At 49.0% G+C, this 23995-nt stretch carries 19 protein-coding genes; 8 read left to right on the top strand and 11 right to left on the bottom strand.

Annotated elements, in window-relative coordinates; genetic code table 11:
• Positions 1 to 185 precede the first annotated feature (185 nt).
• Complete coding sequence (gene adhP, locus HP398_RS15305; protein ID WP_173623016.1) at positions 186 to 1199, bottom strand: alcohol dehydrogenase AdhP; 1014 nt, start codon at positions 1197 to 1199, stop codon at positions 186 to 188.
• 259 nt (positions 1200 to 1458) lie between these two features.
• Between adhP and HP398_RS15300 the strand changes: the two genes are divergently transcribed.
• The 4 genes from HP398_RS15300 to HP398_RS15285 are packed head-to-tail and all read left to right on the top strand — an operon-like array spanning position 1459 to position 6607.
• The gene (locus HP398_RS15300) at positions 1459 to 2607 is read left to right on the top strand and encodes an iron-containing alcohol dehydrogenase (RefSeq protein WP_173623015.1); all 1149 of its coding nucleotides are present in this window, start codon (positions 1459 to 1461) and stop codon (positions 2605 to 2607) included.
• Positions 2608 to 2617: 10 nt separating this feature from the next.
• Entirely contained in the window at positions 2618 to 3931 is a 1314-nt protein-coding gene (locus HP398_RS15295) for a sensor histidine kinase (RefSeq protein WP_173623014.1), read from the top strand.
• On the top strand, positions 3900 to 5336 hold the full coding sequence (locus tag HP398_RS15290) for a sigma-54-dependent transcriptional regulator (RefSeq protein ID WP_173623013.1): 1437 nt from the start codon (positions 3900 to 3902) through the stop codon (positions 5334 to 5336). The genes HP398_RS15295 and HP398_RS15290 overlap by 32 nt, the downstream gene beginning before the upstream one ends.
• A gap of 35 nt (positions 5337 to 5371) precedes the next feature.
• Entirely contained in the window at positions 5372 to 6607 is a 1236-nt protein-coding gene (locus HP398_RS15285; protein WP_173623012.1) for a benzoate/H(+) symporter BenE family transporter, read from the top strand.
• 98 nt (positions 6608 to 6705) lie between these two features.
• Here the strand turns inward: HP398_RS15285 and HP398_RS15280 are convergent, their stop codons facing one another.
• Positions 6706 to 7581 (bottom strand): SDR family oxidoreductase, encoded by an 876-nt coding sequence (locus HP398_RS15280; RefSeq protein WP_173623011.1) that lies wholly within the window; start codon positions 7579 to 7581, stop codon positions 6706 to 6708.
• 120 nt (positions 7582 to 7701) lie between these two features.
• On the opposite strand from HP398_RS15280, the gene HP398_RS15275 reads away from it, so the two are divergent.
• Positions 7702 to 8658, top strand: coding sequence for a helix-turn-helix transcriptional regulator (locus HP398_RS15275; protein WP_173623010.1), 957 nt, complete (start codon positions 7702 to 7704; stop codon positions 8656 to 8658).
• Here the strand turns inward: HP398_RS15275 and HP398_RS15270 are convergent.
• The 3 genes from HP398_RS15270 to HP398_RS15260 form a co-directional block, all read right to left on the bottom strand.
• Positions 8627 to 9820: an MFS transporter gene (locus HP398_RS15270; RefSeq protein ID WP_173623009.1), complete on the bottom strand. Its 1194-nt coding sequence runs from the start codon at positions 9818 to 9820 to the stop codon at positions 8627 to 8629. The genes HP398_RS15275 and HP398_RS15270 overlap by 32 nt on opposite strands.
• Positions 9821 to 10024: 204 nt before the next feature.
• Complete coding sequence (locus HP398_RS15265) at positions 10025 to 10804, bottom strand: helix-turn-helix domain-containing protein (protein ID WP_017251240.1); 780 nt, start codon at positions 10802 to 10804, stop codon at positions 10025 to 10027.
• Between the two features lie 106 nt (positions 10805 to 10910).
• A complete protein-coding gene (locus tag HP398_RS15260) occupies positions 10911 to 11771 on the bottom strand; it encodes a LysR family transcriptional regulator (RefSeq protein ID WP_017251241.1) in 861 nt (286 codons plus the stop codon).
• A 137-nt stretch (positions 11772 to 11908) separates the two neighbouring features.
• Between HP398_RS15260 and HP398_RS15255 the strand changes: the two genes are divergently transcribed.
• The gene (locus HP398_RS15255) at positions 11909 to 12880 is read left to right on the top strand and encodes a DMT family transporter (protein WP_173623008.1); all 972 of its coding nucleotides are present in this window, start codon (positions 11909 to 11911) and stop codon (positions 12878 to 12880) included.
• A 97-nt stretch (positions 12881 to 12977) separates the two neighbouring features.
• Here HP398_RS15255 and HP398_RS15250 read toward each other — a convergent pair whose 3' ends face one another.
• The 3 genes from HP398_RS15250 to lplA form a co-directional block, all read right to left on the bottom strand.
• Positions 12978 to 13904 carry a GNAT family N-acetyltransferase gene (locus HP398_RS15250; RefSeq protein ID WP_254476124.1) on the bottom strand — a complete coding sequence of 309 codons (927 nt, stop codon included), beginning with the start codon at positions 13902 to 13904 and terminating at the stop codon, positions 12978 to 12980.
• Positions 13901 to 16369, bottom strand: a complete 2469-nt coding sequence (locus HP398_RS15245; RefSeq protein WP_173623007.1) for a toxin Cry1Ac domain D-VI-related protein — start codon at positions 16367 to 16369, stop codon at positions 13901 to 13903. Before HP398_RS15245 ends, HP398_RS15250 begins: the two co-directional genes overlap by 4 nt.
• A gap of 108 nt (positions 16370 to 16477) precedes the next feature.
• On the bottom strand, positions 16478 to 17467 hold the full coding sequence (gene lplA / locus HP398_RS15240) for a lipoate--protein ligase (RefSeq protein WP_069848504.1): 990 nt from the start codon (positions 17465 to 17467) through the stop codon (positions 16478 to 16480).
• Between the two features lie 239 nt (positions 17468 to 17706).
• On the opposite strand from lplA, the gene HP398_RS15235 reads away from it, so the two are divergent.
• On the top strand, positions 17707 to 19464 hold the full coding sequence (locus HP398_RS15235; RefSeq protein ID WP_173623006.1) for a methyl-accepting chemotaxis protein: 1758 nt from the start codon (positions 17707 to 17709) through the stop codon (positions 19462 to 19464).
• 89 nt (positions 19465 to 19553) lie between these two features.
• Here the strand turns inward: HP398_RS15235 and HP398_RS15230 are convergent, their stop codons facing one another.
• Both HP398_RS15230 and HP398_RS15225 read right to left on the bottom strand, forming a co-directional pair.
• Positions 19554 to 21317 carry a HAMP domain-containing sensor histidine kinase gene (locus HP398_RS15230; protein ID WP_173623005.1) on the bottom strand — a complete coding sequence of 588 codons (1764 nt, stop codon included), beginning with the start codon at positions 21315 to 21317 and terminating at the stop codon, positions 19554 to 19556.
• Entirely contained in the window at positions 21307 to 22032 is a 726-nt protein-coding gene (locus HP398_RS15225; RefSeq protein ID WP_017251248.1) for a response regulator transcription factor, read from the bottom strand. Before HP398_RS15225 ends, HP398_RS15230 begins: the two co-directional genes overlap by 11 nt.
• A gap of 199 nt (positions 22033 to 22231) precedes the next feature.
• Between HP398_RS15225 and HP398_RS15220 the strand changes: the two genes are divergently transcribed.
• Entirely contained in the window at positions 22232 to 23221 is a 990-nt protein-coding gene (locus tag HP398_RS15220; protein ID WP_173623004.1) for a M23 family metallopeptidase, read from the top strand.
• A 71-nt stretch (positions 23222 to 23292) separates the two neighbouring features.
• On the opposite strand, the gene HP398_RS15215 is transcribed toward HP398_RS15220, so the two are convergent.
• Positions 23293 to 23892, bottom strand: a complete 600-nt coding sequence (locus HP398_RS15215) for a DJ-1/PfpI family protein (protein WP_017251250.1) — start codon at positions 23890 to 23892, stop codon at positions 23293 to 23295.
• Positions 23893 to 23995: the final 103 nt, after the last annotated feature.

Here is a 23995-nt window from a genome sequence, read left to right as displayed (position 1 = left end):
GCCATAATAAGCCTTATGAGATAGCCGTACTACATTGCTTCACTTCACTTATTCATTTATTAATTAATTTTTTTGCTTCTTTAGTGAATACCCATTGTTGTCTATACTTCATACAAATAAAAAGCTGTCGTCCAGACCATGCTCAAGAACAGCATAGCCCGACAACAGCTTCACGTATCCTGCAACTACTCCATCGTCAAAACAACCCGACCATTGATTTGACCTTTTTCCAAACGCTCCAATACATCGTTGATCCGATCTAGCGGCTGCGTCTCGATGATCGCACGAACCTTGCCACGTGCTGCAAAATCAAGTGCTTCTTGCATATCCTTACGCGTCCCCACGATGGAGCCTTTCACTGTCACCCCATTCAACACCGTATCAAAAATCGGGATGGGCAACTCTGCATTCGGTAAGCCAACAACGACGAGAGACCCACCGCGTCGAACAGATTTGTACGCTTGTTCAAACGCCTTCTTGGTGACTGCCACGCTGATCGCCCCGTGGACACCGCCCACCTGCTCTTGAATGGCTTGGACCGGATCAACCTCACTGCCGTTTACTGTCACATCAGCCCCTAGTTCTTTTGCCAAGTCCAGCTTTTCCTTGTGAATATCGACCGCTACGACGTTGTAGCCCATCGCCTTGGCATATTGGAGAGCCACATGCCCCAAACCGCCGATGCCGTAGATCGCCACCCATTCACCTGGCTTCACGTTTGCTACCTTCAATGCTTTATACGTGGTTACCCCTGCGCACAGGATCGGCGCTGCTTCCACATCCCCCAGCTCGTCAGGAATGCGTGCCACGTAAGCAGCAGGTGCTACGCAATATTCAGCATAGGCACCGTCAGCGGAATAGCCCCCGTTTAACTGTTGCATGCACAGTGTCTCCCACCCTGTCAGGCAGTAGTCGCATTCGCCGCAAGCGGAGAATAACCACGGAATTCCTACACGATCACCAATTTTCAATGAGGTAACGCCTTCCCCCAGCTTTTCGACAACACCTACGCCCTCATGCCCAGGAATCAAAGGCAGCTTTGGCTTCACAGGCCAATCCCCGTGTGCCGCATGCAGGTCCGTATGGCAGACACCACACGTTTTGACTTTTACCAGAACCTCACCGTGTCCGACTTCTGGAATAGCAACTTCCTTTACTTCCAGCTTTTGATGGAACTCGTTGACTACTGCTGCTTTCATCTTAACCTTCCTCCTCTTTTTTCCCCTTCAGGCATGTGCGTAAAGGGCAGGTGTTCTTCCCGCCTCCTACTAATTGCAAGCCGTATGCCAACATGAAAACGCTTAATCATTCAATGATCTAGCCGTTTCCTTTCTTCTAAGCAGCCGATATGACGGCACATGAGCCGAAAAAACGGCCCGCCTGCCAACCTTTTGGCCGAAAAAGGGTATTCATCCTTGCCTGCGGTATTACTACGTAGTGGAAAAAGGGGGAGAACGCATGCAAATATCCAAGTTCATGACGCCGGAAATCATTTTCGGGAACCAGTCCCTCGGCCAGGTAGGGGAAAGCTTGCGCCGATTGGGAGCTTCTCGTGTCTTTCTTGTCAGTGATCCTGGTGTCGCAAACGCAGGCTGGGTCGAGCGGATCATCTCTTATTTGCAGCAGCAAAAGCTCGACTACCATCTATGGACCAACGTGACAGCTAATCCGAAAGACTACGAGATTCATGCCGGGATTGCCGAATATCGAGCCAAGGAATGCAATGCCATTCTCGGTGTCGGTGGAGGCAGTGCCATCGATGCAGCCAAGGCAATCGCGCTGTTGGCTACCAACGAGGGCAGCATCGTCCAATACGAAGGCGTCGACAATATCCAGCATCCCCTTCCTCCCATGGTGATGGTACCGACTACTGCTGGCTCCGGATCGGAGGTTTCGCAATTTTCCATTATTGTAGATAGCGCCCGCAAGGTGAAAATGGCGATCATCTCCAAATCGCTCATACCCGATATCGCCATCATCGATCCGCAAACCTTGATGACCAAGGACAAGCTGCTCACAGCCAATACAGGCATGGATGTGCTGACACATGCCATTGAATCGTATATTTCGCTCGCCGCAACGCCGCTTACCGAAGTGCATTCGCTACAAGCCATGCGTCTCATCTCCAAGCATTTGCGCCCATCTGTCGCCAGTCAATACAATACAGAGGCCAAGCAAGCGATGGCCATGGCGAGTCTTCAAGCCGGAATCGCTTTTTCCAACGCCATCCTTGGTGCTGTGCATGCCATGTCCCATCAGCTCGGGGGATTCCTCGACGCTCCGCATGGCGAGATGAATGCCATCCTGCTCCCACACGTGCTTGAGTACAACTACATCGCAGCACCGGAAAAATACAGACACATCGCAGAATGCCTCGGTGAAAACACGGCGGGCTTGAGCACACATGCTGCCTCTCGTCTCACACTCAAAGCGGTTAAGGAGCTGGTAAGCGATCTGGAAGTGCCCCAATCGTTGTCGGCTATCGGCCTGCATCCAGAGCAAATCGACCTGCTCAGCTCTCTCGCCGTACTGGACGTGTGTATGACGACCAATCCCCGCGACATGACCGTCCACGATGTCGCGACGTTGTTTCGCCAAGCCTTGTAGGAGGTTCGTCATGCATACCAAACAAGAGATTTTGGAAAAATTGACCGGGATTCAATCCTCGCGAAAAAGCTATTACAGTGAACTCGTCTATCTTATCGAGGAGATGAAAAAGAAAAACAAGCAGCTCGCCGTTATTAACCAGCTGACACAAATTCAGATCAACGCCACCTGGCAACAAACAACCAGTTATATCGCCGCACAGCTCTCGCAAATTCTCGTGTTCGAGCATTTCGCCCTAACCATCGTGAAGGGAGGCACGCTCTCCTCCTATCTCGCCAAGTGGAATGACGGGGATTGGCAATGCCATACGATGACACAAACCGTTCCAGTGAAAGCCCCTGTGCTCACCGGGCAGGTTCATCTTACCCTTGCCGAAGTACTGCCTGAGCATCACGCCACCTCGGTTCCATTGCGCAGTCAGTTGAATCAGACTTTTGGTTTTCTGACTCTCTTACGCCAAACAAAGCAGCTAGTCGATCGGGACGAAGCCGAATTGATTCAGCTCGTCGCCAGCCATGTCGGTGTCGTCGTAGAAAACAGCCTACTTTTTCAAGACGTGAATGAAAAGATCAAAATCGAAGCCCAACTGATTCAATCTGCAAAAATGGCTGCGATTGGAGAGATGGCTGCCGGCATTGCCCATGAGCTGAACAGTCCGCTCACGGCCATCCTCGGAAACTCTCAATTGCTCATGCGCGAGATGACAGATGCACCAGAGGCTCCCTTGATGAAAGACATCTATCAATGCGGGGTACGCTGCAAAAAGATCATTCAAAACCTGCTCACCTTCTCGCGGCAGGAAGAGTACTTGTTTTCTACTACCTCTATTGACGTGGTCGTAGAGGACGTTCTAGGACTGATTGGCTACCAGCTGTCTGTTTCCGGCTTGACCATAACCCGGGAAATGTCTGAGCCTCCTCTGCTGTTTCATGGAAGTCGTCATCAGATCGAGCAAATTGTGATCAATCTCCTGTTAAATGCACGGGACGCTGTGGCAGGCAGGAATTCTCCACACATTGTCATCCGTTCCTTCCTCGTACAAGAGGAGGACGGCTCTTACGTAGGCTTATCCGTCTACGATAACGGCACAGGCATTTGTGCAGAACAGCTTTCGCAGATTTTTCAGCCTTTCTTCTCGACGAAGGAACGGACAAAAGGGACTGGTCTCGGGCTTTCCGTCAGTCTTGGAATTGCAGAAGCGCACGGCGGGAAGCTGTTTGCTGAAAGCGTGGAGGGAGAGTACAGCAAGTTCACGATGCTTTTGCCACTGTTAGCTGACGAGGAGGACAACGATGGAGAAAAAACGGATTTTGATCGTGGATGATGAAACAGAGGTGACTACCTTTTTCACCTATTTCCTCAAGAAAAAAGACTGCGATATCGTCGTCGCCAATTCTGGAAAGGATGTGGAACGACTGCTTCATTCGGATTCTACCGGCTTTCACGCTGCACTCGTGGACCTGAAGCTGCCCGATGCAGACGGATTGACGCTGCTCAAACAGATCAAGGCAGTATTTCCCGCCTGCGAAGTCTTGATCATGACGGGCTTCAGTACGATTAAATCGGCTGTGACAGCGATGCAATGGGGCGCGCGCGATTACTTGGAGAAGCCGTTCGACGATCTGGACAGTCTGGAGCAGGTCATCGACGCGGTCCTCTCTTCTTCCAGCAAACACAGCGATCACCTATCCCAAGAAGCCGCCCAATATGGTATCGTGTATTCATCTGACAGTCCGATGGCCAATGTAATCGCAATTGCCAAAAAATTAGCAAAAAAGGCGATCCATGTGCTTATTGAAGGCGAAACGGGTACCGGCAAGGAGCTGATGGCCCGTTTTCTCCACGGAGCAAGCAATCGCGCCCAGCAGCCTTTTGTCGCTTTTAACTGCGGGGCAGTGCCGGAATCCTTGCTGGAAAGTGAACTGTTCGGCTATGAGAAGGGCGCTTTTACTGGAGCGCTCAAATCCCGCAAAGGCTTGTTCGAGCTGGCACATAACGGAACGCTGTTTCTTGACGAGATCGGGGAGGCTCCTCCTTCCATCCAAGTGAAGCTCTTGCGTACGCTAGAGACGGGAGAGTTCATGCGCGTCGGTGGCGAGCAGATCGGTCAGAGCAATATTCGCTTTATTTCTGCTACCAACCGCGATCTGGAACATGAAGTCGGGATGAATCGTTTCCGCAGTGACCTGTTGTATCGTCTGGAAGGGATCAAGCTGTCGATTCCTCCTCTCCGAGAACGGATTCAGGATATCCCGACAATCGCGCACTACTACTTGCAAAAGCGCAGTGGAGGCCCGTGTGAAATCGATCAGGATGCCATCGAGCTCTTGCAGCGCTATGATTGGCCGGGCAATGTCCGCCAACTGATCAACGTACTGAATCAAACCATCGCGTTGCACGAATGCGAACGACTGCGTGCCGAGCATTTGCCAGCGAATTTGCGGAGCCGCACGGTACAGGTGCATCCGCCCACTGTCCCCAAACGGATAGAACAAGTTATCGATCACGAATGCGAGCGCTTTGTCGATACAATTAGCCGCCTTGTCACCTCTGTAGACGGGATCGACTTCGATTATTTGATCAAGCGGATTAAACAGCTCGAAGGCGAGATCGGGCGAACGATTATCGAAAAAGGCTTGACCGAAACGAATGGAAACAGACAGCTTTTAAGCAAAAAATTAAACATCACCAAACGGACGATTCGCTACATTTTGAACGAAAAAGCATAACGTCTGCATTGGCGCATCTAGGAGGCATTCACGTCGTGGTACCTGAAAAACCTTTTTCGAACCTAAAAAAAATCCCTGCTGACTTCTCTCTATCTGCCGTTATTGTTGGACTCATCGCCACGATGGTCTCCTATGCAGGACCATTGCTGATCGTCTTTCAAGCTGCCAAAGGTGCAGGACTCAGCGATGCTGTCCTCGCCTCTTGGATTTGGGCCATCTCGATTGGGAGCGGCTTGACGTGCATTGTGCTCAGCATCTGGTTTCGCACCCCGATCATTACAGCATGGTCGACGCCGGGGGCAGTTCTGTTAGTCACCAGCTTGACGGTATACTCCTTTCCCGACGCGATTGGCGCGTATATTTTTTCGGCCGTGGTCATTACGCTCGTCGGTGTTTCCGGTTTGTTTTCCGTCTTGATGAAATACGTGCCGCAGTCGATTACGACCGCCATGCTTGCGGGGATTCTCCTGTCTTTTGGCGTAGACGTCTTTGTTTCCATGCAGCACCTGCCTGCATTGGCTCTTCCGATGATCTTTTGCTACCTGTTCGCCAAACGCTGGTCTCCACGGTATGCTGTCGTGCTTACGCTTTTGGTTGGCTTGGTTGTCGCCTTTCTTTTGGGGCGTTTGCAAATGGACAATGTCCAGATGTCCCTCGTCCAGCCCATCTTTACGATGCCGACGTTTTCTCTCGATGCGATCATCGGCTTGGGGATTCCATTGTGCATCGTCGCACTTGCCTCGCAGAACGCTCCGGGAATTAGCGTCTTAAAAGCAGACGGGTACGATACACCTGCTGGACCTCTCGTAACGACTACTGGCATCGCTTCGCTATTGCTCGCTCCTTTTGGTTCACCGGGAATCAATCTGGCGGCGATTACAGCTGCGATTTGCACGGGAAAAGAAGCTCATCAGGATCATACTAAGCGCTACATTGCCGGGATTGCCTGTGGGGGCTTCTACTTAATCTTCGGGATGTTTGGCGCTACGATGGCTTCGGTATTCGCTGCCTTGCCCAAAGAATTGATTGCCGTCATTGCGGGCTTGGCTCTGTTTGCCTCGCTCAGTTCCAGCCTCGCACAGGCGATGAGCGAAGCAAAGGAACGGGAATGCGCCTTGGTTACGTTTCTCGTCACGATTTCCGGTATTTCCATTGGCGGGATCGGCGCTGCTTTCTGGGGCTTGATTGCGGGAGTGGTCACCCATCTGATTTTGAATGGCAACGTGAAAAGCTGGTTTGTGAAAAAGAAGAATACGCAGCCGTTGGCGTAGCCAAGGTTGTTTAGAATGGCTCTATTCCAAAGGCGTATAAAGAGAAAAAACGGCTCCTTCAAACGAATCCGGGGAGCCGTTTTGTATGTTCCTTGCAACTAGCGGTAAAGCCCTTGTTCCTCGGCGTAATTTCCCCAATGCGGGCGGCTACCGTCTTTATCCGTAAAAGGATACTCGTCCGATAAGCCCCATGTACTGACCGCTTTCCCCGTTTTTTCTGCAACAGCCGGGTCTGTAGCCAGCGCAACTACTGCTCGACCGATGTACGCTGGCGTTTCCGACATGATAAAGTGCTTTTCTTGCTTCACTGCCTCTCTCCACGTCTCTTCTGTCACGCCAAAATGATCGAGCATCGCTTCCGAGCGTAGGAAGCCCGGCGTTAAAGCCAACGCGGTAACCCCGTGTGGGCGCAAGTCCTCTGCCATCGAAGCAGCTAGATGAATCGTCGAGATTTTTGCCAAGCTGTAGTACAGATTGCCGCGGTACCGATAGTCGACTCCGTCCGTAATTTCGATGATCAACCCTTTTTTCTGTGCCACCATGAGCGGAACCGCATAGTGACTGGTGATCATATGCGTACGAATGGCGCGCTCTTGCATCAATAGACCGTCTGCCAATGGCTGCTCCCAGAACGGCGTCCCCCAGTGAGTCAATGGATCTCCACCCCAGATGTCATTGACCAATAGATCGAGCTGTCCATTTTGCTCCGCTTTTACTCGCTCAAAGAACGCTTTTACTTCTTCTTCCTGCGTTTGATCGACGCGCACAGCGATCCCGATTCCGCCGCTTGCCGTCACGAGCTCTGCTGTCTCTTCAATCGTCTCCTGTCGTGCCATATCAGAGTGCTGACCACGCACCGTGCGTCCCGTCACATATACCGTTGCCCCTGCTTCTCCCAGACTGACTGCAATCCCCCGTCCTGCTCCTCTTGTGCCGCCTGCTACCACCGCTACTTTGACTTGTAATGGTTTCATTCGTAATGCCTCCTTTATCGATTCATACATCAAGAATAACGAAGGAAATATGACAACTGCTGTCATATTCGTTACGATACAATCAAAGTAATGTTGTTTTTACTTCTAGGAGGGCTTTTTATGCGGGCAGATCGACTCCTTACGATTTTGTTGCTCTTGCAAAACCACGGTCGCATGACTTCCAAGCAATTAGCAGAAAGGCTGGAGGTGTCCGAGCGAACCGTTCATCGTGATATGGAAGCTTTGAGTGCGTCAGGCGTTCCCGTCTATGCGCTGCGCGGTGCAGATGGGGGCTGGACGTTGGCAGAAGGGTATCGCAGTAATTTGACCGGAATAAAAATAGATGAGCTGCAATCCCTGCTCGTAGCCTCCCCTGCTGCCTTGTTGAATGATCTCGGACTACATGAAAACTATGAAGCTGCTTTTCTCAAGCTGTTGTCTGCCCTGCCAAAAACCGTTCAGCAGGATGCCATCCACGTACGCCAGCTCCTTCATATCGATGGGGCTGGCTGGCATGAATCAACGGAGACGTTTCCTTTCTTATCGATGATTCAAGATTCCGTATGGCTTTCCCGCAAGCTGTTCATTCGTTACATGCGCGAGGATGTGGCCGTAGAGCGCATTGTCTGCCCGCTCGGACTCGTCGCCAAGCGCAGCATCTGGTATTTGGTCGCCAAAGTGGACGAGGACATGCGGACGTACCGGATTTCACGACTTTTGGATGCGCAGCTACTAGATGATAGCTTCATCCGCCCAAGCGATTTCGATCTCGCTTCCTATTGGGAACAATCCACCTTAGACTTCAAATCCAGCCTCCCACGTTATCCTGCGCGGTTGCTAGTCAAAAAAGAGACGTTGCCTGCTGTAAAACAGGAGCGTTATATAAAAATAGCCTCCACCCAAGCCGCAACAGACGACTGGATGGAAGCAGAGGTTGAATTTCATACACTTGCATCAGCATGCTCGCTAGTGCTCAGCTTCGGCTCACACATCCAAGTGTTGGAGCCACAAGAACTGAAACGGGAGGTCATAGAGCAGGCGCGTGCTATACTTGGCCAGTACGAGGTCCAGAATTAGCAAGGACTTTCGTTTCTCGTCCGCACATGAGCAGGACGATTGTTCCCACGATCAGCACCGCGGTAAAAACACTAAAAATGAACGTGTAGCTGTAATGATGCGACGAGTAGTAACCGACGAGATACGGTGCGATAATACTGCCAATTCTTCCGACACCGGATGCCATCCCAGAACCGGTAGCGCGCAGCGGTGTCGGATAATTTTCCGGCGTGTACGCGTACAAAGCACCCCAGGCCCCCAGATTGAAGAAGGACAAGAAAGCTCCCGTCACCAACAGCTCTGTCGTGCCACTGCTTTGTCCAAAAGCAAAGGCCATGACTCCGGTCATGAACAAGAAGGTAGCCAGCGTCCATTTCCGTCCCCATTTTTCCACGAGATAGGCTGCCGCGAAATAGCCTGGCAGTTGGGCCAACGTCATGATCAGTACGTACTGGAAGCTTTTGATCATCGTAAAACCTTTGTCGACCAAAATAGATGGCATCCATAAAAACATGCCATAGTACGAAAAAGCAATCGCAAACCAGACGACCCACAGCGTAATCGTCTCTGTCCGATGGGACGTCAACAGCGTGGCAATCGGAATGTTCTCGGCCTGCTTTTGAAACTGCGGAGATTCAGGAATGCTTCGCCGGGCAAACAAGGCATACACGACGGGCAACGCCCCGATCATGACAGCCACACGCCAGCCATAGTCCGGAATGATGAAATACGATATGACAGCTGCCGCGATCCAACCGACCGCCCAAAAGCTCTCCAACAGCACAACCGTACTTCCTCGCTTCTCCGGTGGCGCAAACTCGTTTACGAGCGTCGAGGCTACCGGCAGCTCGGCACCCAAACCGAGTCCCATCAGGAAGCGGAACAGCAGCATGGTCGCAAAACCAGTTGCGAAAGCGCTCGCAAAGCTCGCCAAGCCAAACAAGATCAAGGTCAGCAAAAACACTGGCTTGCGGCCAATTCGGTCAGCCAAATAGCCACCTACAATCGCTCCAATCGCCATACCGACGAGATTGCCCGTCCCTAAGAGCCCGGCCTCTTCCCCTGTCAAACCCCATTCCTGTCGTAATGCCACCATAATAAAAGATAAAAGTGCAACATCCATGGCATCGAACATCCAACCAAAACCGGCTGCCCAAAAAACTTTTTTGTAAGGCTTTGACATGCTCGTTCCCTGCTTTCCTTTCTTTTGCGCAAGATATTCGCGCCTAGTTATCATTTCGCTTTTTCGCCCAATATCCTGCTCGAGGAAAAAAGTTCGACTATTGTGATAGTAGGCTTTCCCAAGAAGCTCCATTCTAACCAGCCCATGACGAAAAGGCAGTCCGCTGAGTCGTAAGACCGCCATTTTGAAACAAGGGACTTGTTCTTATTGAGGGAGCCTCTGAATGAATCTGTTCATGAGCAAAGAAAGAGAAATCAAGATGGGAGGGTCGTCCGGATGAGGCACATGAAGAGTAACTTGCTGATGAGGGACGATCGTAGTTGGTGTGACAATGATTGGTTTCTTGGAACGTGTGCGCAATGTCTCGTACGGCAGGAGAAAATCCATTGCCTGCATGCCCCAGGCAACAGATGTCGCCATCAAGTAATACGTGCCCGGTTTGACATTGGTAAAACAAAAATTCCCTAGCGAGGGCAGCAATGTGCCGTATAAAGGAAGACCTTCTGGGATCGGCTTGGCAAACAAACCAATCAAAATGACGCCTTGAAAAGGCTCTGTAGACTCGATTGTCCCTGCAATGGTCATCGGTCGCTCGGGGGCTGGATGTAACCGAGTCCACTCAGTCAACTGCTGCAAGGAACGGAGACGGTCTTCCGCTACCTGGGCCGTTTCTCGAAATTCGCTAGGCGATACCCCGACACGCTCCGTAAAACGGGTAGAGAACGTCCCCAGACTCTGCTGGCCAATTTCTAGACCAATGTCGCGAACACTCATGTTCGTGCGTAGCAGTAAATCCTTAGCCCTTTGGAGTCGCATGGTCGATACGTAATAAAGCGGCGGGAGACCGATTCTTTCTTTAAAAATCCGCGCAAAATGATACTGGCTATACGCAACATGATTCGCCAGCCGGGAAAGTGGCAACGGCTCATCTAAATGTCGATGTATATAAGCGATCACTTCGTCAATTTCGGTATACCTGTCCATCAATTGAGCCGCTCCCTCCTTTTTCTGCACAGCCAAACACAGAACGTTTGTTCTGAAATAAAATTTACCATATTTTTCTGACATATGGAAGAGGAAATTGTAGCACTTACGTTTTCGTTTTCTGCAAACGAATTTCGTTCAGAAACGCTTGCATCGTGTTCGTTACAAATGAATCTTTTCGGCGAATAAAGACGGTTGTCACCTCATGATAAGGCTCCGGGATGCGATGAATATGAACCGTTCCGCTCTCGACCAAATGGTGTACTGCCGATTTCGGCAAAATGGTAATGCCGATCCCCGCTGCTACGCCCCCGATAATTGTCTCAAACGTTCCGAATTCCATCACTTTTTTCGGAATCAAGCCCTCTACCTTCATCCAGGTCTCTAACCGTTCTCTATACCCGCAACCCTTCTTGTAGAGCAAAAGAGCTTTCCCTGTGATATCACTGGCAGTGAAGGAACTGTTTTTCGTTACCAGCACCAGCTCCTCTTGAAACACTTGCTCTTGCTCGATCAAAGGATGGTTAATCGGTCCACTCACGAACGCTCCATCCAGCGCGAGATCCAGTACTTTTTGCAGCAAATTCTCTGTCACACCTGCCTTGAGAGAGATATCCACATGCGGATACTGGCTACAATACGAGGATAGCAACCTCGGAAGGGCATTGATCGTCTCGACCATCCCAACCTCCAGCACACCGGACGGCTCGGAAGCCCGATGAAAGTACTTTTGCATTTCTTCGAATTTGGCGATGATCTCTCGCGAATATTCGAGCAGGCGCTTCCCTTCTGTATTTAAGGTCATGCCTCGCTTGTTGCGATAAAACAAAGGTGTCCCCAGCTCTTTTTCCAGCAGCTTGATCCGCGCCGTCACATTCGACTGAACATAACTCAGCTCGGCGGCGGTCTTGCTCACGCTGCCTAAAGTGGCGACCATCTGGAATATTTTCAAATCGTTGATCTCCACGTTTCTCCCCCTCCTTTCATCTATCACTGAAAATGATACATAAAGTTATTATCAATCATTATACTAACATATTTCCATCCAGTATGATGTGGTAAGTCAACTTTGTCAGCTTCAGAATGAAAGGGAGAAATCGCATAATGAACAAGCAACTACTTTTGGGGTCTATTTTCTGCATGGTGGCCAGTATGTCATGGGGGGCGATGTTTCCAGTTGCGCACATTGCTCTGCAAGAGATCGATCCATTTTACTTCTCATTTCTTCGCTATTTTTTCGTAACGATCATTTTGTGCGGTTTGCTCTGGGCAAAAGAAGGCTTGTCTGCTTTTCGTCTTGAGGGGCGCGGGAAGTCTCTGCTATTTTTTGGAACAATGGCGTTTACCGTCTACAATATGGGAGTATTTCTCGGGCAGGATTTGATGGGAGAGCCCGGCACGATTGCAGCGTCCATTATGGAAGTGCTCATGCCGATGATCTCGATTGTACTTTTGTCCATTACTACTAGAAAGCTGCCACCGTACTATACTTTGGCGACGATTCTGATAGCTTTGGTCGGCGCTGTCCTTGTTATTACCAATGGCAATCTTACCTTCTTTACTACAGCAAGTGAGCATTTGATTCCGTTGTTCTTCATTTTCATTGGTGTCGTGGGTTGGGTCGTCTACTCGATCGGCGGCGGGCGTTTTAGCACGTGGTCTACACTTCGCTACTCCACGTTGACGTGTCTCTTAGGAACAGGATTGAATTTCGTGATTGTCACGACTGCTTCACTCTTTCAATGGCTTCCGGTTCCTACCGTCGAAACGGTGATGTCCATCAAGTACGAAATGGCGTTCATGGTTCTTTTACCCGGTTTTGTAGCTCTTTTGAGCTGGAATGCAGGCATCAAGCTACTCACTCCGCTCAACGGCATTTTGTTTATCAACCTGGTTCCGATCACGACCTTTGCCATGATGGCGTTACAAGGTTATGAGATTAGCCGTTACGAATTGTGTGGCACCTTGCTCGTGATTCTGGCCCTGATCGGGAACAACCACTTCCAAAGAAAGCAACTACAATACCGTACCGTCACAAAGCAACAACCGAGCGGAAGAAAAGTTCCGTCCATGTAGTCTAAAAAAGTAAGGATAGAAATTCAGGAAGCCCTGAATCTCTATCCTTTTTTTATAGCGACGGTCGCCGCTACCCCTGCGTGACAAGCATACAATTTTAACAGAAGTGATCCGAATATTGTCCGACTAGTACCTTCGTCGTTTCAATCCAGAGCTTCCGATGCAAAATCGTCGGACCCAATCTTCTTTCCATAAACCGCAGCATGGGCTCGTTGTCATGCTCGATAAAGCAAATGCCAAAGGGAAAGGCTGGCTGAGCCTGTGCAATGGTTTTCATCAACAGCGCAATTCCTCTTGCCTGCTGCTGATACTTCTCCTGTACGAACATCGTTTTGTACAAAAGCATATTACCAGCCATTCGCTGTACGATCACCCAGCCAATGACTTTCCCCTGATAGCGCAAGCCTGTACTGTAATCAGGATCGAATTTTCCTTCTTCAAAAAACGGAGACAACAGCGGCGTATACCATTGCCCTTCTCCCTGTTCAATGTCCAGTCTCTCTGCTGGTGTCAGGTCTTTCCAGGGAAAGAGGGTATAACCTTCGGGGAGTACCAGCCTCTCCATCCAATGGCATTCACCCAACCGCATCGAGCCGAGTGTGTACATATAGGTTTTTACCTTTGGCAACTGCCAACCTTCCCTGATCGCAATTTTGGAGAGCCATGAAAAATCTTGTGCTTTGATGAACCCAGCGAACTGTCCATCGCTGCTACCTTGCTCTCTCATTTTTTGCTCAGCGTACCACAGCAGCTTCATGCCCATTCCCCGCCGTTGATGCCCCTCCGCTACCACTAGCTCGATGATCTTGGCCTGTCCTTCGTTTACAGCGGATCGCCCCAACACGATGCCCGCAGGCTGATTGTTGTTAGAAGCCCCGAATCCCCAAACAGATGAGCCGTTGATCTGGTCCAGCCACTCCAGGTGTTTGGGGTGCACTAACGATTTATACGCCCGTGCAGTGCTAGCAGTCAGTTCCTCTAGTTGCAATGTTCGTACCTCCTCGATGGACTTTGGCTTACTCATTGCTTGGGTTTTACAGGTGCTGTTGCTGTACCTTGTATAAGATTTCCGGCCTTATCCCTCAAGAAGCCTGGGTCAAAGGAAACCTTGCTCTGTTCCGTGATGAGAGACCCGTACGTGGTGTAGAACGTATCCTGGAACATTACGCGAATGGTGTTTCCTGACACCTGGAATTTGGCATACGCCGTTACCTCTCTCTTGTCGTCAAAATTCCCGGAAGGTGAGAATAACATTCTCAAATTGGGGTTCGGGTCATTTCGAAGTGGTTCTGACGCCGACAAGGTATAGGTTGTTCCCTCGCAGGTGACATCTGGAGACAATTGTGGAGGGGTAGCGTCAAATCCGACACTGATCTCCTCTGTATCCAACAAATTTTCACCCCGATACAGCTTAAACACTGCATAAGAGTTGTCATCTTCTATTACCGTTGGCTTTGCCTTGATCGTCACTCCATAATCTCCATGGGTCATTTCCAGCATTGACTCGTCGACCTCGACGGTGATGTATTCCTTTTCATTGATTACAAAACGGTCCAACTGGTTGTCATAACGATACGAGAGGGGCTGATTTTTTACAGATACCTCAAGATATTCGCTCAATGCCCTCTTGTCCATTGCTGGCTCCCACTTGTCGGAAATCGTAACTTGACGAGACTGGGTCGGAGCAATCGGCAGCTCGATCTCGGCATCAGGCAAGCGATCTATTCGTGGGTTGTTGAACAACAATTGTGCTTTTGCTATGTAGGACATCCAGTGTGTTTTTTCTGGGCCCTCACTCAGAAGCTCGACCTTGGCAAAGGCCGCGTCGATCATTTCCTGAGTAACCTTGGGCCTCAGTTCAACCATATCATTATTTGTATATAGCCCCTCTACTGCTTGCTTTGCTTCTTTCAGCAAATCTTTCCCGTTGTCCAATAACGTTTGCGCCTTTTGGATATCCGCTAACAGCAATACTTTTGTCTCCGAGCCGTCTTTCAGCTTTTCTACCTTTTCCTTCGCTGCATCGATCGTGCTCTGTATCACTCCTGGTTTTAGCCCTGTCTGGTTTTCATCGGTGAACAGATCACGAACGGCTTTTTTTGCTTCGACTAGCAACAAGTCGTCATACTGCTCCTGTGCCTTCTCAATATCGGCGAGCAGACCCGGCTTTTCCGATACACGATTGTCCAGCCCCTCGACCAGCTTCTTCGCATCATCGATCTGTTTCTGTGTCGTGCCTGGGCGCAGTTCTTCTTTTTTCCCATCCGTAAACAGCTCTTCGACTGCTCTCTTCGCTTTTAGCAGAGCCGGGATTGGCGGAGGATCGATTGGGGACGGAATCACAATGACGGGGTCTTTGAAACGAATGGAAAAACTGTCACTCGTGACATCTTCCTGTGCGCGCTTGATATGTCGCTTGTCGATCGTGAAGCTGACCTCTTTTACATTGTCCGCGCCTGTATGCTTCCTGGCCTGTCCCGTAAACAAAATGGTGAGCTCGTCGCCGCTCTCTTGTTTGACCTTAATATCCAGACCGTCAGGCAGATTATGTACCTCGATATCATCGGCAGACAGTTCACCAAGGAACTTGCCGTTAGACAGCTTAAGCGTTTGTTTTGCCGTGATGCTGCCATCATTTGCTCCTGCCTCTTCTATCACCGCCTCGCTGACAGAAAGCGCGGGCAAATCAGGCAATTCGGCTCCATCTACAGCTATCTCAAAGACGGCCTCCGCCTCGTCCATTTTTGCCGTAATTTCTACCAGGCCTTCTTTCTTGGCTGTTACCTTGCCCTCAAAGTTGACGAAGGCAATTCGTCTATTGCTAGAGCTCCAGAACAGCTCCCGTCCAGTAACGATGCGGTCATTTTCATCAAATGCAACGGCGATCAGCGTTAGCGACTTATCCGTATGATCTTTGGTAGATAGCCGGGCATCCTCTGCGACTGCTACCAGCTCGATCCGCTCTGCTTTCGTCCCTCTTTCGGCGATTACGAATGGTTCTAATTCCTCTTCTTCGCCGTCATACTGCAAGCGTAGGGAAACCGTCTGTTCTTTTTTCGCTGCACGAATCGGTGAAAAACTGAGCAATACAAGCTGTTCTTCCTCTAGCCAGACAAAGTTTTTGATTTTGATTCGAGTGGGCTCTCGATCATCTATAGCGGCCGTCAAACGGAAATCCTTTGCAACAGGTGCCTTGTCTGGAGCTGTCTCCAATCGATAGGCAATGACGCCGTTGGTCGCTGTATGCTCCTCTGACTCTAGCAAGGACTCCCCTGACTGGTTCTCGTCTTCTCCTACTTCCTCTGATGCCTCTCGAACTTCCTCATCTGTTTGGTCTTCTGCTACTGACGGACTGGCTATGCCGATTGTCTGCCTTTCTTTAATCGGATAAGAAACGGCTGCATAGGCATTGCCGACAAAAGAAAGCAAAAAACCGGTGGAAACAACAGCCGTTAGAATAATTTTGGCCTTTGGCTGCTTTTTGCTCATATGTAAATACCCCCTCTTTTTCTTTTGTATGACAAAATCATGCAAACTAATGCTATCAGAGGAGGAAATGAAAAAAACCTAACAAAAGTTAGGTTTTTGACATACTTTTTAAACGAGTAATAGATCGACAAAAGACGCTTGATCCAGCTTCCCGAAAAACTCCTGAAGATTGATATCTGCCAGTCGCTCACTGATAGAGGAACGATCATACGGCGTATCTCGCAGCACTGCTTCCAGCTCTGCTACATCACGTACACCGAAGAAATCCCCGTATATTTTCGCTTCTTTCATTTTGCCTTTCTCAATATCAAGCTGAATCTCCACGGTGCCGATATCGAAACGCTTGGATTGACGGTAATTGCTTTTCGGTGACTTGCCGTAGTTCCACTCCCAAGTCTGGTAACGGGAACGGGAAAGCTCGTGAATTTTCTCCCAATCCTCGTCAGTCAGCTTGTATTCTTCGATTTCTCCTTCTCCAAAAATCGAACGAAGTATCGCCAGCCGGAACTCTTCAATGGTCATCTTATTCACCAAAAACTCCGAAATGTTGGCGACGCGGCTGCGAATGGATTTGATCCCTTTGGACTGGATCTTCTCTGCATTTACCTTCAGCGCAGACACGACGTTTTCCATCTCCGAATCAAAAAGCAGCGTGCCGTGGCTGAACATGCGTCCTTTGGTTGAATACTGCGCATTGCCAGAAATTTTCCGTTCCCCGACCTGTATGTCATTTCGTCCAGTCAGCTCTGCTTCTACCCCTAATGTTTTCAAGGCTTGTACGACAGGAGCCGTGAATTTGCGGAAATTGTGGAAGGACTCGCCGTCATCATTCGTAATAAAGCTGAAGTTGAGATTGCCCAGATCGTGATAAACAGCACCACCGCCAGACAGTCTGCGAACGACGTGAATGTTGTTATCCTCTACATAGGTCGCATTGATCTCTTCAATTGTATTTTGGTTTTTTCCGATAATAATAGAAGGTTCATTGATATAAAACAGCAAGTAGTCGTCACTGTTGGTCAAATGCTTCAGGGCGTATTCCTCAATGGCCAAATTGATCCGTGGATCTGTTATCCCTTGATTATCGATAAATTTCATTGGATAGCCTCCATCCGTAAGCGTTCTATCCTCCTATCATACCATTTCCTGCTGGTCTGTACTGCTTTCGAATCTGCTCATACATGCAGCAACATTTACTTATATAATTTTTTTGTGGATTTTTTGAAATTCCTCTATAAAAACGTTTTCATATTGTCGATATAGGACGTAAGTCTAGGGCAATCATCTTGGTGTTTTCTTTTCTAGATCAAATACTATGGACCAACGAGGTGTTCTTTATGAAAACAGCCAAGTTCTCCCGTTCAAGCTCTCTTCGTACCAAACTCATCCTGTTATGTCTCCTGCTAATGGCGATTCCTTGCCTTAACATTGGAATTCAGGGCTATTATTCTGCGAGCTACAGCTTGGACGATATGGGCAGTCGCATCTTAAAAAACAACGTGAACTTGACGATTGAAATGATTGATGTTCTCCAGAAACAAGTCGAATCTGGCAAAATCAGCAAAGAAGATGCACAAGAGCAAGTAAAAATTCACATCCTCGGGCCTAAGCAATCGGATGGAACCCGCTCAATTAACAAAAATATCGATACTGGTGCTAGTGGATACATGTTCGTTCTGGATGAGAAAGGTGTCATGCTGGCCTCTCCTTCGATTGAGGGGAAGAATCAGTGGGATGCAAAAGATTCTGACGGTATCTTTTTTACCCAAGAAATGATTAAGCGCGGTCAGGAAGGTGGCGGCTTTACATACTATCAGTGGTTGAAGCCAACGGAGCCAGATGTTCTCTATCCAAAAATCGCCTACTCCAAACTAGACCCTCACTGGGGATGGATCGTAAGCGCCAGCAGCTACATGGAAGACTTCAATGCCCCTGCCGAAGAAGTGCTGTCTGATTTGATGATCGTGCTGGGAATCTCCTTGATCGTCGGATTCGTCGTCTCATGGTATGCCTCCGGGTTCATTTCCAAGCCCATCTCCTTGGTTGCTGAGCGCGTGAAAGAAATTGCCGGTGGTGATCTATCAGGGAAAGACATCGTGATAAAAAACCGTGATGAAATTGGGCAATTGGTACATGACGTGACCCATATGACAGAGAATCTGCGCCAGCTCATTTCTCATGTCCGCATCAGCTCTCTGCATGTCGCTTCTACCTCTGAGGAGCTGACGGCGAGTGCAGAACAGACGAGCAAGGCAACCGAGCAAATTGCCGTCACGATGCAAGAGATCGCCCTCGGAGCAGAGGATCAATCCAAAACGATCGATGGAACGGTCAAAACGATCAACGACATGTCTTCGCGTCTGCAACAAATTGCATCCAGTAGCGAACAAGTCTCTCTGACAGTCGATACAGCGAACATGCTGGTCTCAAGCGGCAATCAAGCGATTGACGGTGCCATCGCTCAAATGAATTCCATCAGCACGACTGTTCTTGAGTTGGCAGATTCAATCAAAATGCTTGGTCACCGCTCTTCGGAAATCAGTAAAATTGTTGAGGTCATCACCTCGATTGCTGAACAAACGAACCTGTTGGCGCTAAACGCTGCAATCGAAGCGGCCCGTGCTGGAGAGCATGGACGTGGATTTGCTGTCGTTGCCAATGAAGTACGTATCTTGGCCGAGCAATCAGCAAAATCTACTCAGCAGATTAAAGATCTCATTAGCGCGATTCAAGTCGATACGAACAAAGCCGTATACGTGATGGAAACGACGACATCTGAGGTTTCGGCTGGAATCGAAGTCGTACATGAAGCCAGCAAGGCCTTCCAGGAAATTTTGTCTGGAACGACAGAAGTAGCACGTCAAATTCAGCAAGTGACCACAGCCACTCATCACATGACGACCGGAGCAGAGCAAGCTGTCCATTCCATTGAAACTATTGCCTCCACTGCTGAGACAACGGCTTTCGGAACACAAAACATTTCCGCTGCTGCTGAACAACAATTAGCCTCTATGGAGGAAATTTCGTCTTCTGCTGCTTCCTTGTCAAAAATGGCAGACGAGCTGCATGAATCGATTCAGCAATTTAAGGTGTAACCATATAATCTTGCAAACGAAAAAGGCTGCCTTTGCTGGTCAACCCTGACCTCGCAAAACGCAGCCTTTTCTTCTCCATCAAAACCTATTTACGCCCGAGGCGGTTGCTCCGCTTCCCACGTAATCGCAATCGTCGTCCCCTGCCCGACAGCAGTTTTCACTTCGAGGGAACCACCAAACGCTTCCACTAATGCTTTAGTAATGACCATCCCAAGACCAGAGCCTTCCGTCCTGGACTCGGTGTCTGTGCCACGATAATACCTCTCAAATAGTCGATCTGCTGTTTCTTCATCCATCCCACTACCATTGTCGCTAAAAATGAGCACAACTGTTGATGGCTCGACAGCCTGTACGCTGATGGATACAATTGTACCGCTTTTATTATGAATCAAGGCATTGGCAACCAGATTATCCACGATTCGCTGAAACCAAGGCTTGTAGATGAGCATGTAAACAGGCTCGGCAGAGGGGGTAAACCGGATGCAGCCTTCCGGGTACAAGGGATGTTTGGCTGCTTCCGTAATAGCTTCAGCCGTGCAACCATTCAGGTCAACGAGCTCTACTGAAGGAGCTCCTTGTCCGTTCCTCAATCGATACGTCAGCGCCAAATCGTTGATCAAGTCTTCCATATACGCTGACTTGTCCAAAATAATTTTCGCGAAAGTATGTACCTCTTCTGTCGTCCACGTATACTCAGCATTTCCTAACAGATGCGCGTATCCTTTGACAGAGGACAACGGCGTTTTTAGATCATGAGAAACGCCTGCGATCCACTCATTTCTCAATTGCTCCGTTTCTTGGCGCAGCTTTTCGTTGCGGTAAAGCGTTTGTGACAAGGAATCCATCGAGTCAATCACATCTTGGTAGATACGATATTTGCGCTTTCTCTTCCCTCGCTTGTCTTGGCTGAGTGGAACACCATCCGCATTGGTAGGCTCCTCGTACTTTCCTCCACGCAGAAAGGTCAGCCACCGTAATACGTGAACAATCGGTGCGCCAAATCGCTGTCCGAACAAGTAGGACACAATCCCGAAGACGAACATCGCCGATAAGAGCAGCATGCCCATTCCGATGAAAAGGGCCTTACTTTCCGGTGTCAAAAGCGGTTCTTCCCCGGGAGTCGTTCCTGACAACGGATAACTGAGTACCCAGGTTTGGCCGCTTTTTTGATCATAGTGCGATACGATTGTTGCTCCGTAGCGATCCGGGTATATCGAGCGTAGCGCCAGCTCTTCCACAGAGAAATCTTTGATCGCTTTTGCAGGCTTATTGAATGAAGCCAGCTCTGCTCCCTTCGGGTCCAGGAGCTGTACCCAGCCCTCTTTACTCTTCAGTTGGTTTTGGGTGCTTAGAGGAAGCATGATCTCGTTATTTTTCAGATCAGCCTCCTTAATCATCTGCTGCAAGAAATCGTCATCGCGGTTCGTCATCCCATACAGCAAGGTGTGTACCACGCCGTCTTTTTCCTGTATCCATAACGATAACCGATACGGAAACGGGCTTTTTCGGAGCCAATAAGCCGTTAATTGACCAGGACCGTAATAACTGGGTACGTCAGGCGGGGTAAAGAAAGAGTCGGTGACATAACCCTTTTCATCAATTCGCTGAAGCCACCCCCCGCTATCTCGCACCTGCTCCAGCAGCTTCGGGTCAAAACGGACATCCCCCCCCTCTACTTCAATGGTCTGGATCAGCCGCTGCAAGCCGACACTCTCAAATTCACGTGAGGACTGTACCTTTGTCATTTCTTCAAGCGTCCAATATAACGTAAACCCGGCTAACACAAAGAGGATGAGGCCAACCAGCACCAGCCACATGATCAGATGGAGCGCGATTCTGCTCTTAATATTCATAAGGAAGGCCCTTTTTCACCATTTTGTACCCGAGTCCCCTGACGTTCACCAAAAACTCCGGTTGCGCTGGATCGGGCTCGATGCGCTCCCGAATCCGGTGGATATGTACCATGATGGTGTTGTCATCACGTAAGCTATTCACGCCCCATACTCGCTCGTACAGCTCGCTTTTCGAATATATCCGATTCGGATTTTTACACAAAAATAGCAACAGTTGAAAAACAAGGGACGGACAAGGAATGACTTTCCCCTCCACATAGAGCTCCCCTGCTGCTTCATAGACTTGAAAACGGCCAAAATCATAGACCCCTTGAACGGGTGCTGTCGGTACGACTGGGTTCAGTTTGCGCGTACGGCGAAGCAATGCCTTGATACGTGCGACGATTTCCATCGGATTAAACGGCTTCGTCACGTAATCATCCCCACCAACAGCAAATCCGGTCAGCTTGTCAAAATCGGTATCTCTCGCACTCAAGAACAAAATCGGAGCATCAGTCAGACGGCGGATGAATGGACATGCTTCTATGCCGCTCATGTTCGGAAGCGTTACGTCCAAGACGATCAGGTCATAGCTTTTTCGTTCGCATGCACAGAGCGCCTCCTCAGACGTTTTCACCTTGTCGATCGAGTGGAATCCTTCTTTGTGCAGTACGGTCTCAAGCAATTGGAGAATGGCTTGCTCATCGTCCACGAGAAGGATAGTTGCATCTTTCACGATCACTTCGCTCCTTTTGCGCTTTTGCGTTATCCTCCATTTTATCATGCGTAGTGTCAGCGCGCGTCCACAACAACCTTAACGGAATCATAATTTTGCGTACGTTCGATTTAAGCATCCTGTAAGGTAGCGTTTCATGTCCGATAAGAGTGGCTTTCTATAATAGAGCTAACGCTTAAAACAAGATAGGAGTGGCAACATGAAAAAAGTTTGGATTTCACTCGGTGTAGGAGCAATTCTGTTGACAGGATGTGCTACGCAATCAGAAGCAACCGCAATACCCTCTACTACTGAATCCCCCACAAAGAAAGAAGAAGGTGCAAAGTCGATGACGGTTAAAACGGAATCTTTTGTGCAAGCTCTCCATAACGGAAAAATAGAGGATGTGTATGAGCAAACAAGCTCGTCATTCAAACAGCAGGTTTCAAAAGCACAATTTGTAGAAGGGTATACTGCTTTTAGCAAGGGGTTGAAGTCGTGGAATCACCATTCCCACACGTACGTAAACGGGAGCTATTATGATACCTGGGTGGATCAGGACGCTAAACGGGGTCTCGTCCTTACGATGGATGAAAAAGGGATCATTACAGGCGTTTTATTAAAGCCATTGCAAAGCTACCCTGACACCGACAATGCTATGACAAAGCTGGCGTATAGCGCCCCGTTTACAGGTGAGTGGTATGTGTTCTGGGGAGGTCAGAATGTCCTTTCAAACTATCACTACGAGGTGGAAAGTCAACGCTATGCATACGATCTGATTCAGGTCAAAGACGGATTATCCTACAAAGGTGATCCAGCGAAAAACGAGAGCTATTTCGCATTCGGGCAAGAAATACTCGCACCGCAGGCAGGAACCGTCGTGCATGTCGTCAATGATATCAAGGATAATGTCCCTGTCGGAGCGATGAACGCACAGCAGCCCGCTGGCAACGTCGTCATCCTCGATCATGGCAACGGAGAATTCAGCTATTTCGCCCATTTGAAGGAAGGCTCCGCCAAGGTAAAGGTTGGCGATCATGTGAAGAAAGGGGATTTGCTTGGGGTATGCGGCAACTCTGGTAATTCCAGCGAGCCTCATCTGCATTATCAGGTTTCTGACGGCAAAGATTTGTTCAACAGCAAATCCATTCGCGTGCAATGGGAAAACGGATTGAATCCGCGTCAAGGCGAAAGCATTACCGCGAAATGATCGTATAGCTGTTCATCAGCGGCAGTCCATCACTTTTTCTTGTATCCAAAAAGATGGACTGCCGCTTTCATTTAGAGGACAATATCATACTCCATTATCTTCGCAGTCTGTTCTGCTACTTCCGCGCCTACTAATCGTTTGATGATGTGAAAGGACATATTGATACCCGCTGAGATCCCAGCAGATGTCACGATATTTCCTTCATCCACGAATTTTACTCCTTTTTGCACAACGACTTCTGGAAATTCCTTTTCCATACGATCGAGACTGGCCCAATGGGTCGTTGCTTTTTTGCCCGATAATATGCCTGCTTTTGCAAGTAAAAAAGCTCCTGTGCAGACAGAGGCCATCAGCTCCACCTGCTGCATTTGTTCACGAATCCAGTTGATTACTTGTTCATTATGTACTTCTCGTTCCCTCGCACCTATCCCACCAGGAATGATGAGAATATCAAAAACAGGCATATTGGCAAAACTGTAATCAGGTTGAACCTTCAGACCATTCAGCGTCTGAATCATACTCCCTTTTTCCGATACCGTTTTTACACGAAAAGGTATATGGCTGCCATTTTCCATAGATGTCACCGAGAATACTTCAAACGGACCTGCAAAATCCAACACCTCCACATCGTCAAACAAAAAAATTCCTACTCGCCATTGCTTGGTCTCCATGTAGATCTCCCCCATCCTTGTTTGGATATATTTTACAACAACTATTTACGGAACATCTCTTGTTTTTTTCACTGTAAGAATCTGCTAGAGTCATGGGTAAGAA

Origin of the sequence: Brevibacillus sp. HB1.4B, from assembly GCF_013284285.1 — a bacterium.
In the GTDB taxonomy this organism is placed as follows: Bacteria; Bacillota; Bacilli; order Brevibacillales; family Brevibacillaceae; genus Brevibacillus; species Brevibacillus porteri.
Note: the sequence above shows the minus strand (reverse complement) of the source record. Positions and strands in the feature narration are given on the sequence as shown.

Excerpts from the sequence above, each read along its gene's own strand:
- adhP (WP_173623016.1), bottom strand. The coding sequence starts at position 1,199 with ATGAAAGCAGCAGTAGTCAACGAGTTCCATCAAAAGCTGGAAGTAAAG.
- HP398_RS15300 (WP_173623015.1), top strand. The coding sequence starts at position 1,459 with ATGCAAATATCCAAGTTCATGACGCCGGAAATCATTTTCGGGAACCAG.
- HP398_RS15295 (WP_173623014.1), top strand. The coding sequence starts at position 2,618 with ATGCATACCAAACAAGAGATTTTGGAAAAATTGACCGGGATTCAATCC.
- HP398_RS15290 (WP_173623013.1), top strand. The coding sequence starts at position 3,900 with ATGGAGAAAAAACGGATTTTGATCGTGGATGATGAAACAGAGGTGACT.
- HP398_RS15280 (WP_173623011.1), bottom strand. The coding sequence starts at position 7,581 with ATGAAACCATTACAAGTCAAAGTAGCGGTGGTAGCAGGCGGCACAAGA.
- HP398_RS15275 (WP_173623010.1), top strand. The coding sequence starts at position 7,702 with ATGCGGGCAGATCGACTCCTTACGATTTTGTTGCTCTTGCAAAACCAC.
- HP398_RS15270 (WP_173623009.1), bottom strand. The coding sequence starts at position 9,820 with ATGTCAAAGCCTTACAAAAAAGTTTTTTGGGCAGCCGGTTTTGGTTGG.
- HP398_RS15265 (WP_017251240.1), bottom strand. The coding sequence starts at position 10,804 with ATGGACAGGTATACCGAAATTGACGAAGTGATCGCTTATATACATCGA.
- HP398_RS15255 (WP_173623008.1), top strand. The coding sequence starts at position 11,909 with ATGAACAAGCAACTACTTTTGGGGTCTATTTTCTGCATGGTGGCCAGT.
- HP398_RS15250 (WP_254476124.1), bottom strand. The coding sequence starts at position 13,904 with ATGAGTAAGCCAAAGTCCATCGAGGAGGTACGAACATTGCAACTAGAG.
- HP398_RS15245 (WP_173623007.1), bottom strand. The coding sequence starts at position 16,369 with ATGAGCAAAAAGCAGCCAAAGGCCAAAATTATTCTAACGGCTGTTGTT.
- lplA (WP_069848504.1), bottom strand. The coding sequence starts at position 17,467 with ATGAAATTTATCGATAATCAAGGGATAACAGATCCACGGATCAATTTG.
- HP398_RS15235 (WP_173623006.1), top strand. The coding sequence starts at position 17,707 with ATGAAAACAGCCAAGTTCTCCCGTTCAAGCTCTCTTCGTACCAAACTC.
- HP398_RS15230 (WP_173623005.1), bottom strand. The coding sequence starts at position 21,317 with ATGAATATTAAGAGCAGAATCGCGCTCCATCTGATCATGTGGCTGGTG.
- HP398_RS15220 (WP_173623004.1), top strand. The coding sequence starts at position 22,232 with ATGAAAAAAGTTTGGATTTCACTCGGTGTAGGAGCAATTCTGTTGACA.
- HP398_RS15215 (WP_017251250.1), bottom strand. The coding sequence starts at position 23,892 with ATGGAGACCAAGCAATGGCGAGTAGGAATTTTTTTGTTTGACGATGTG.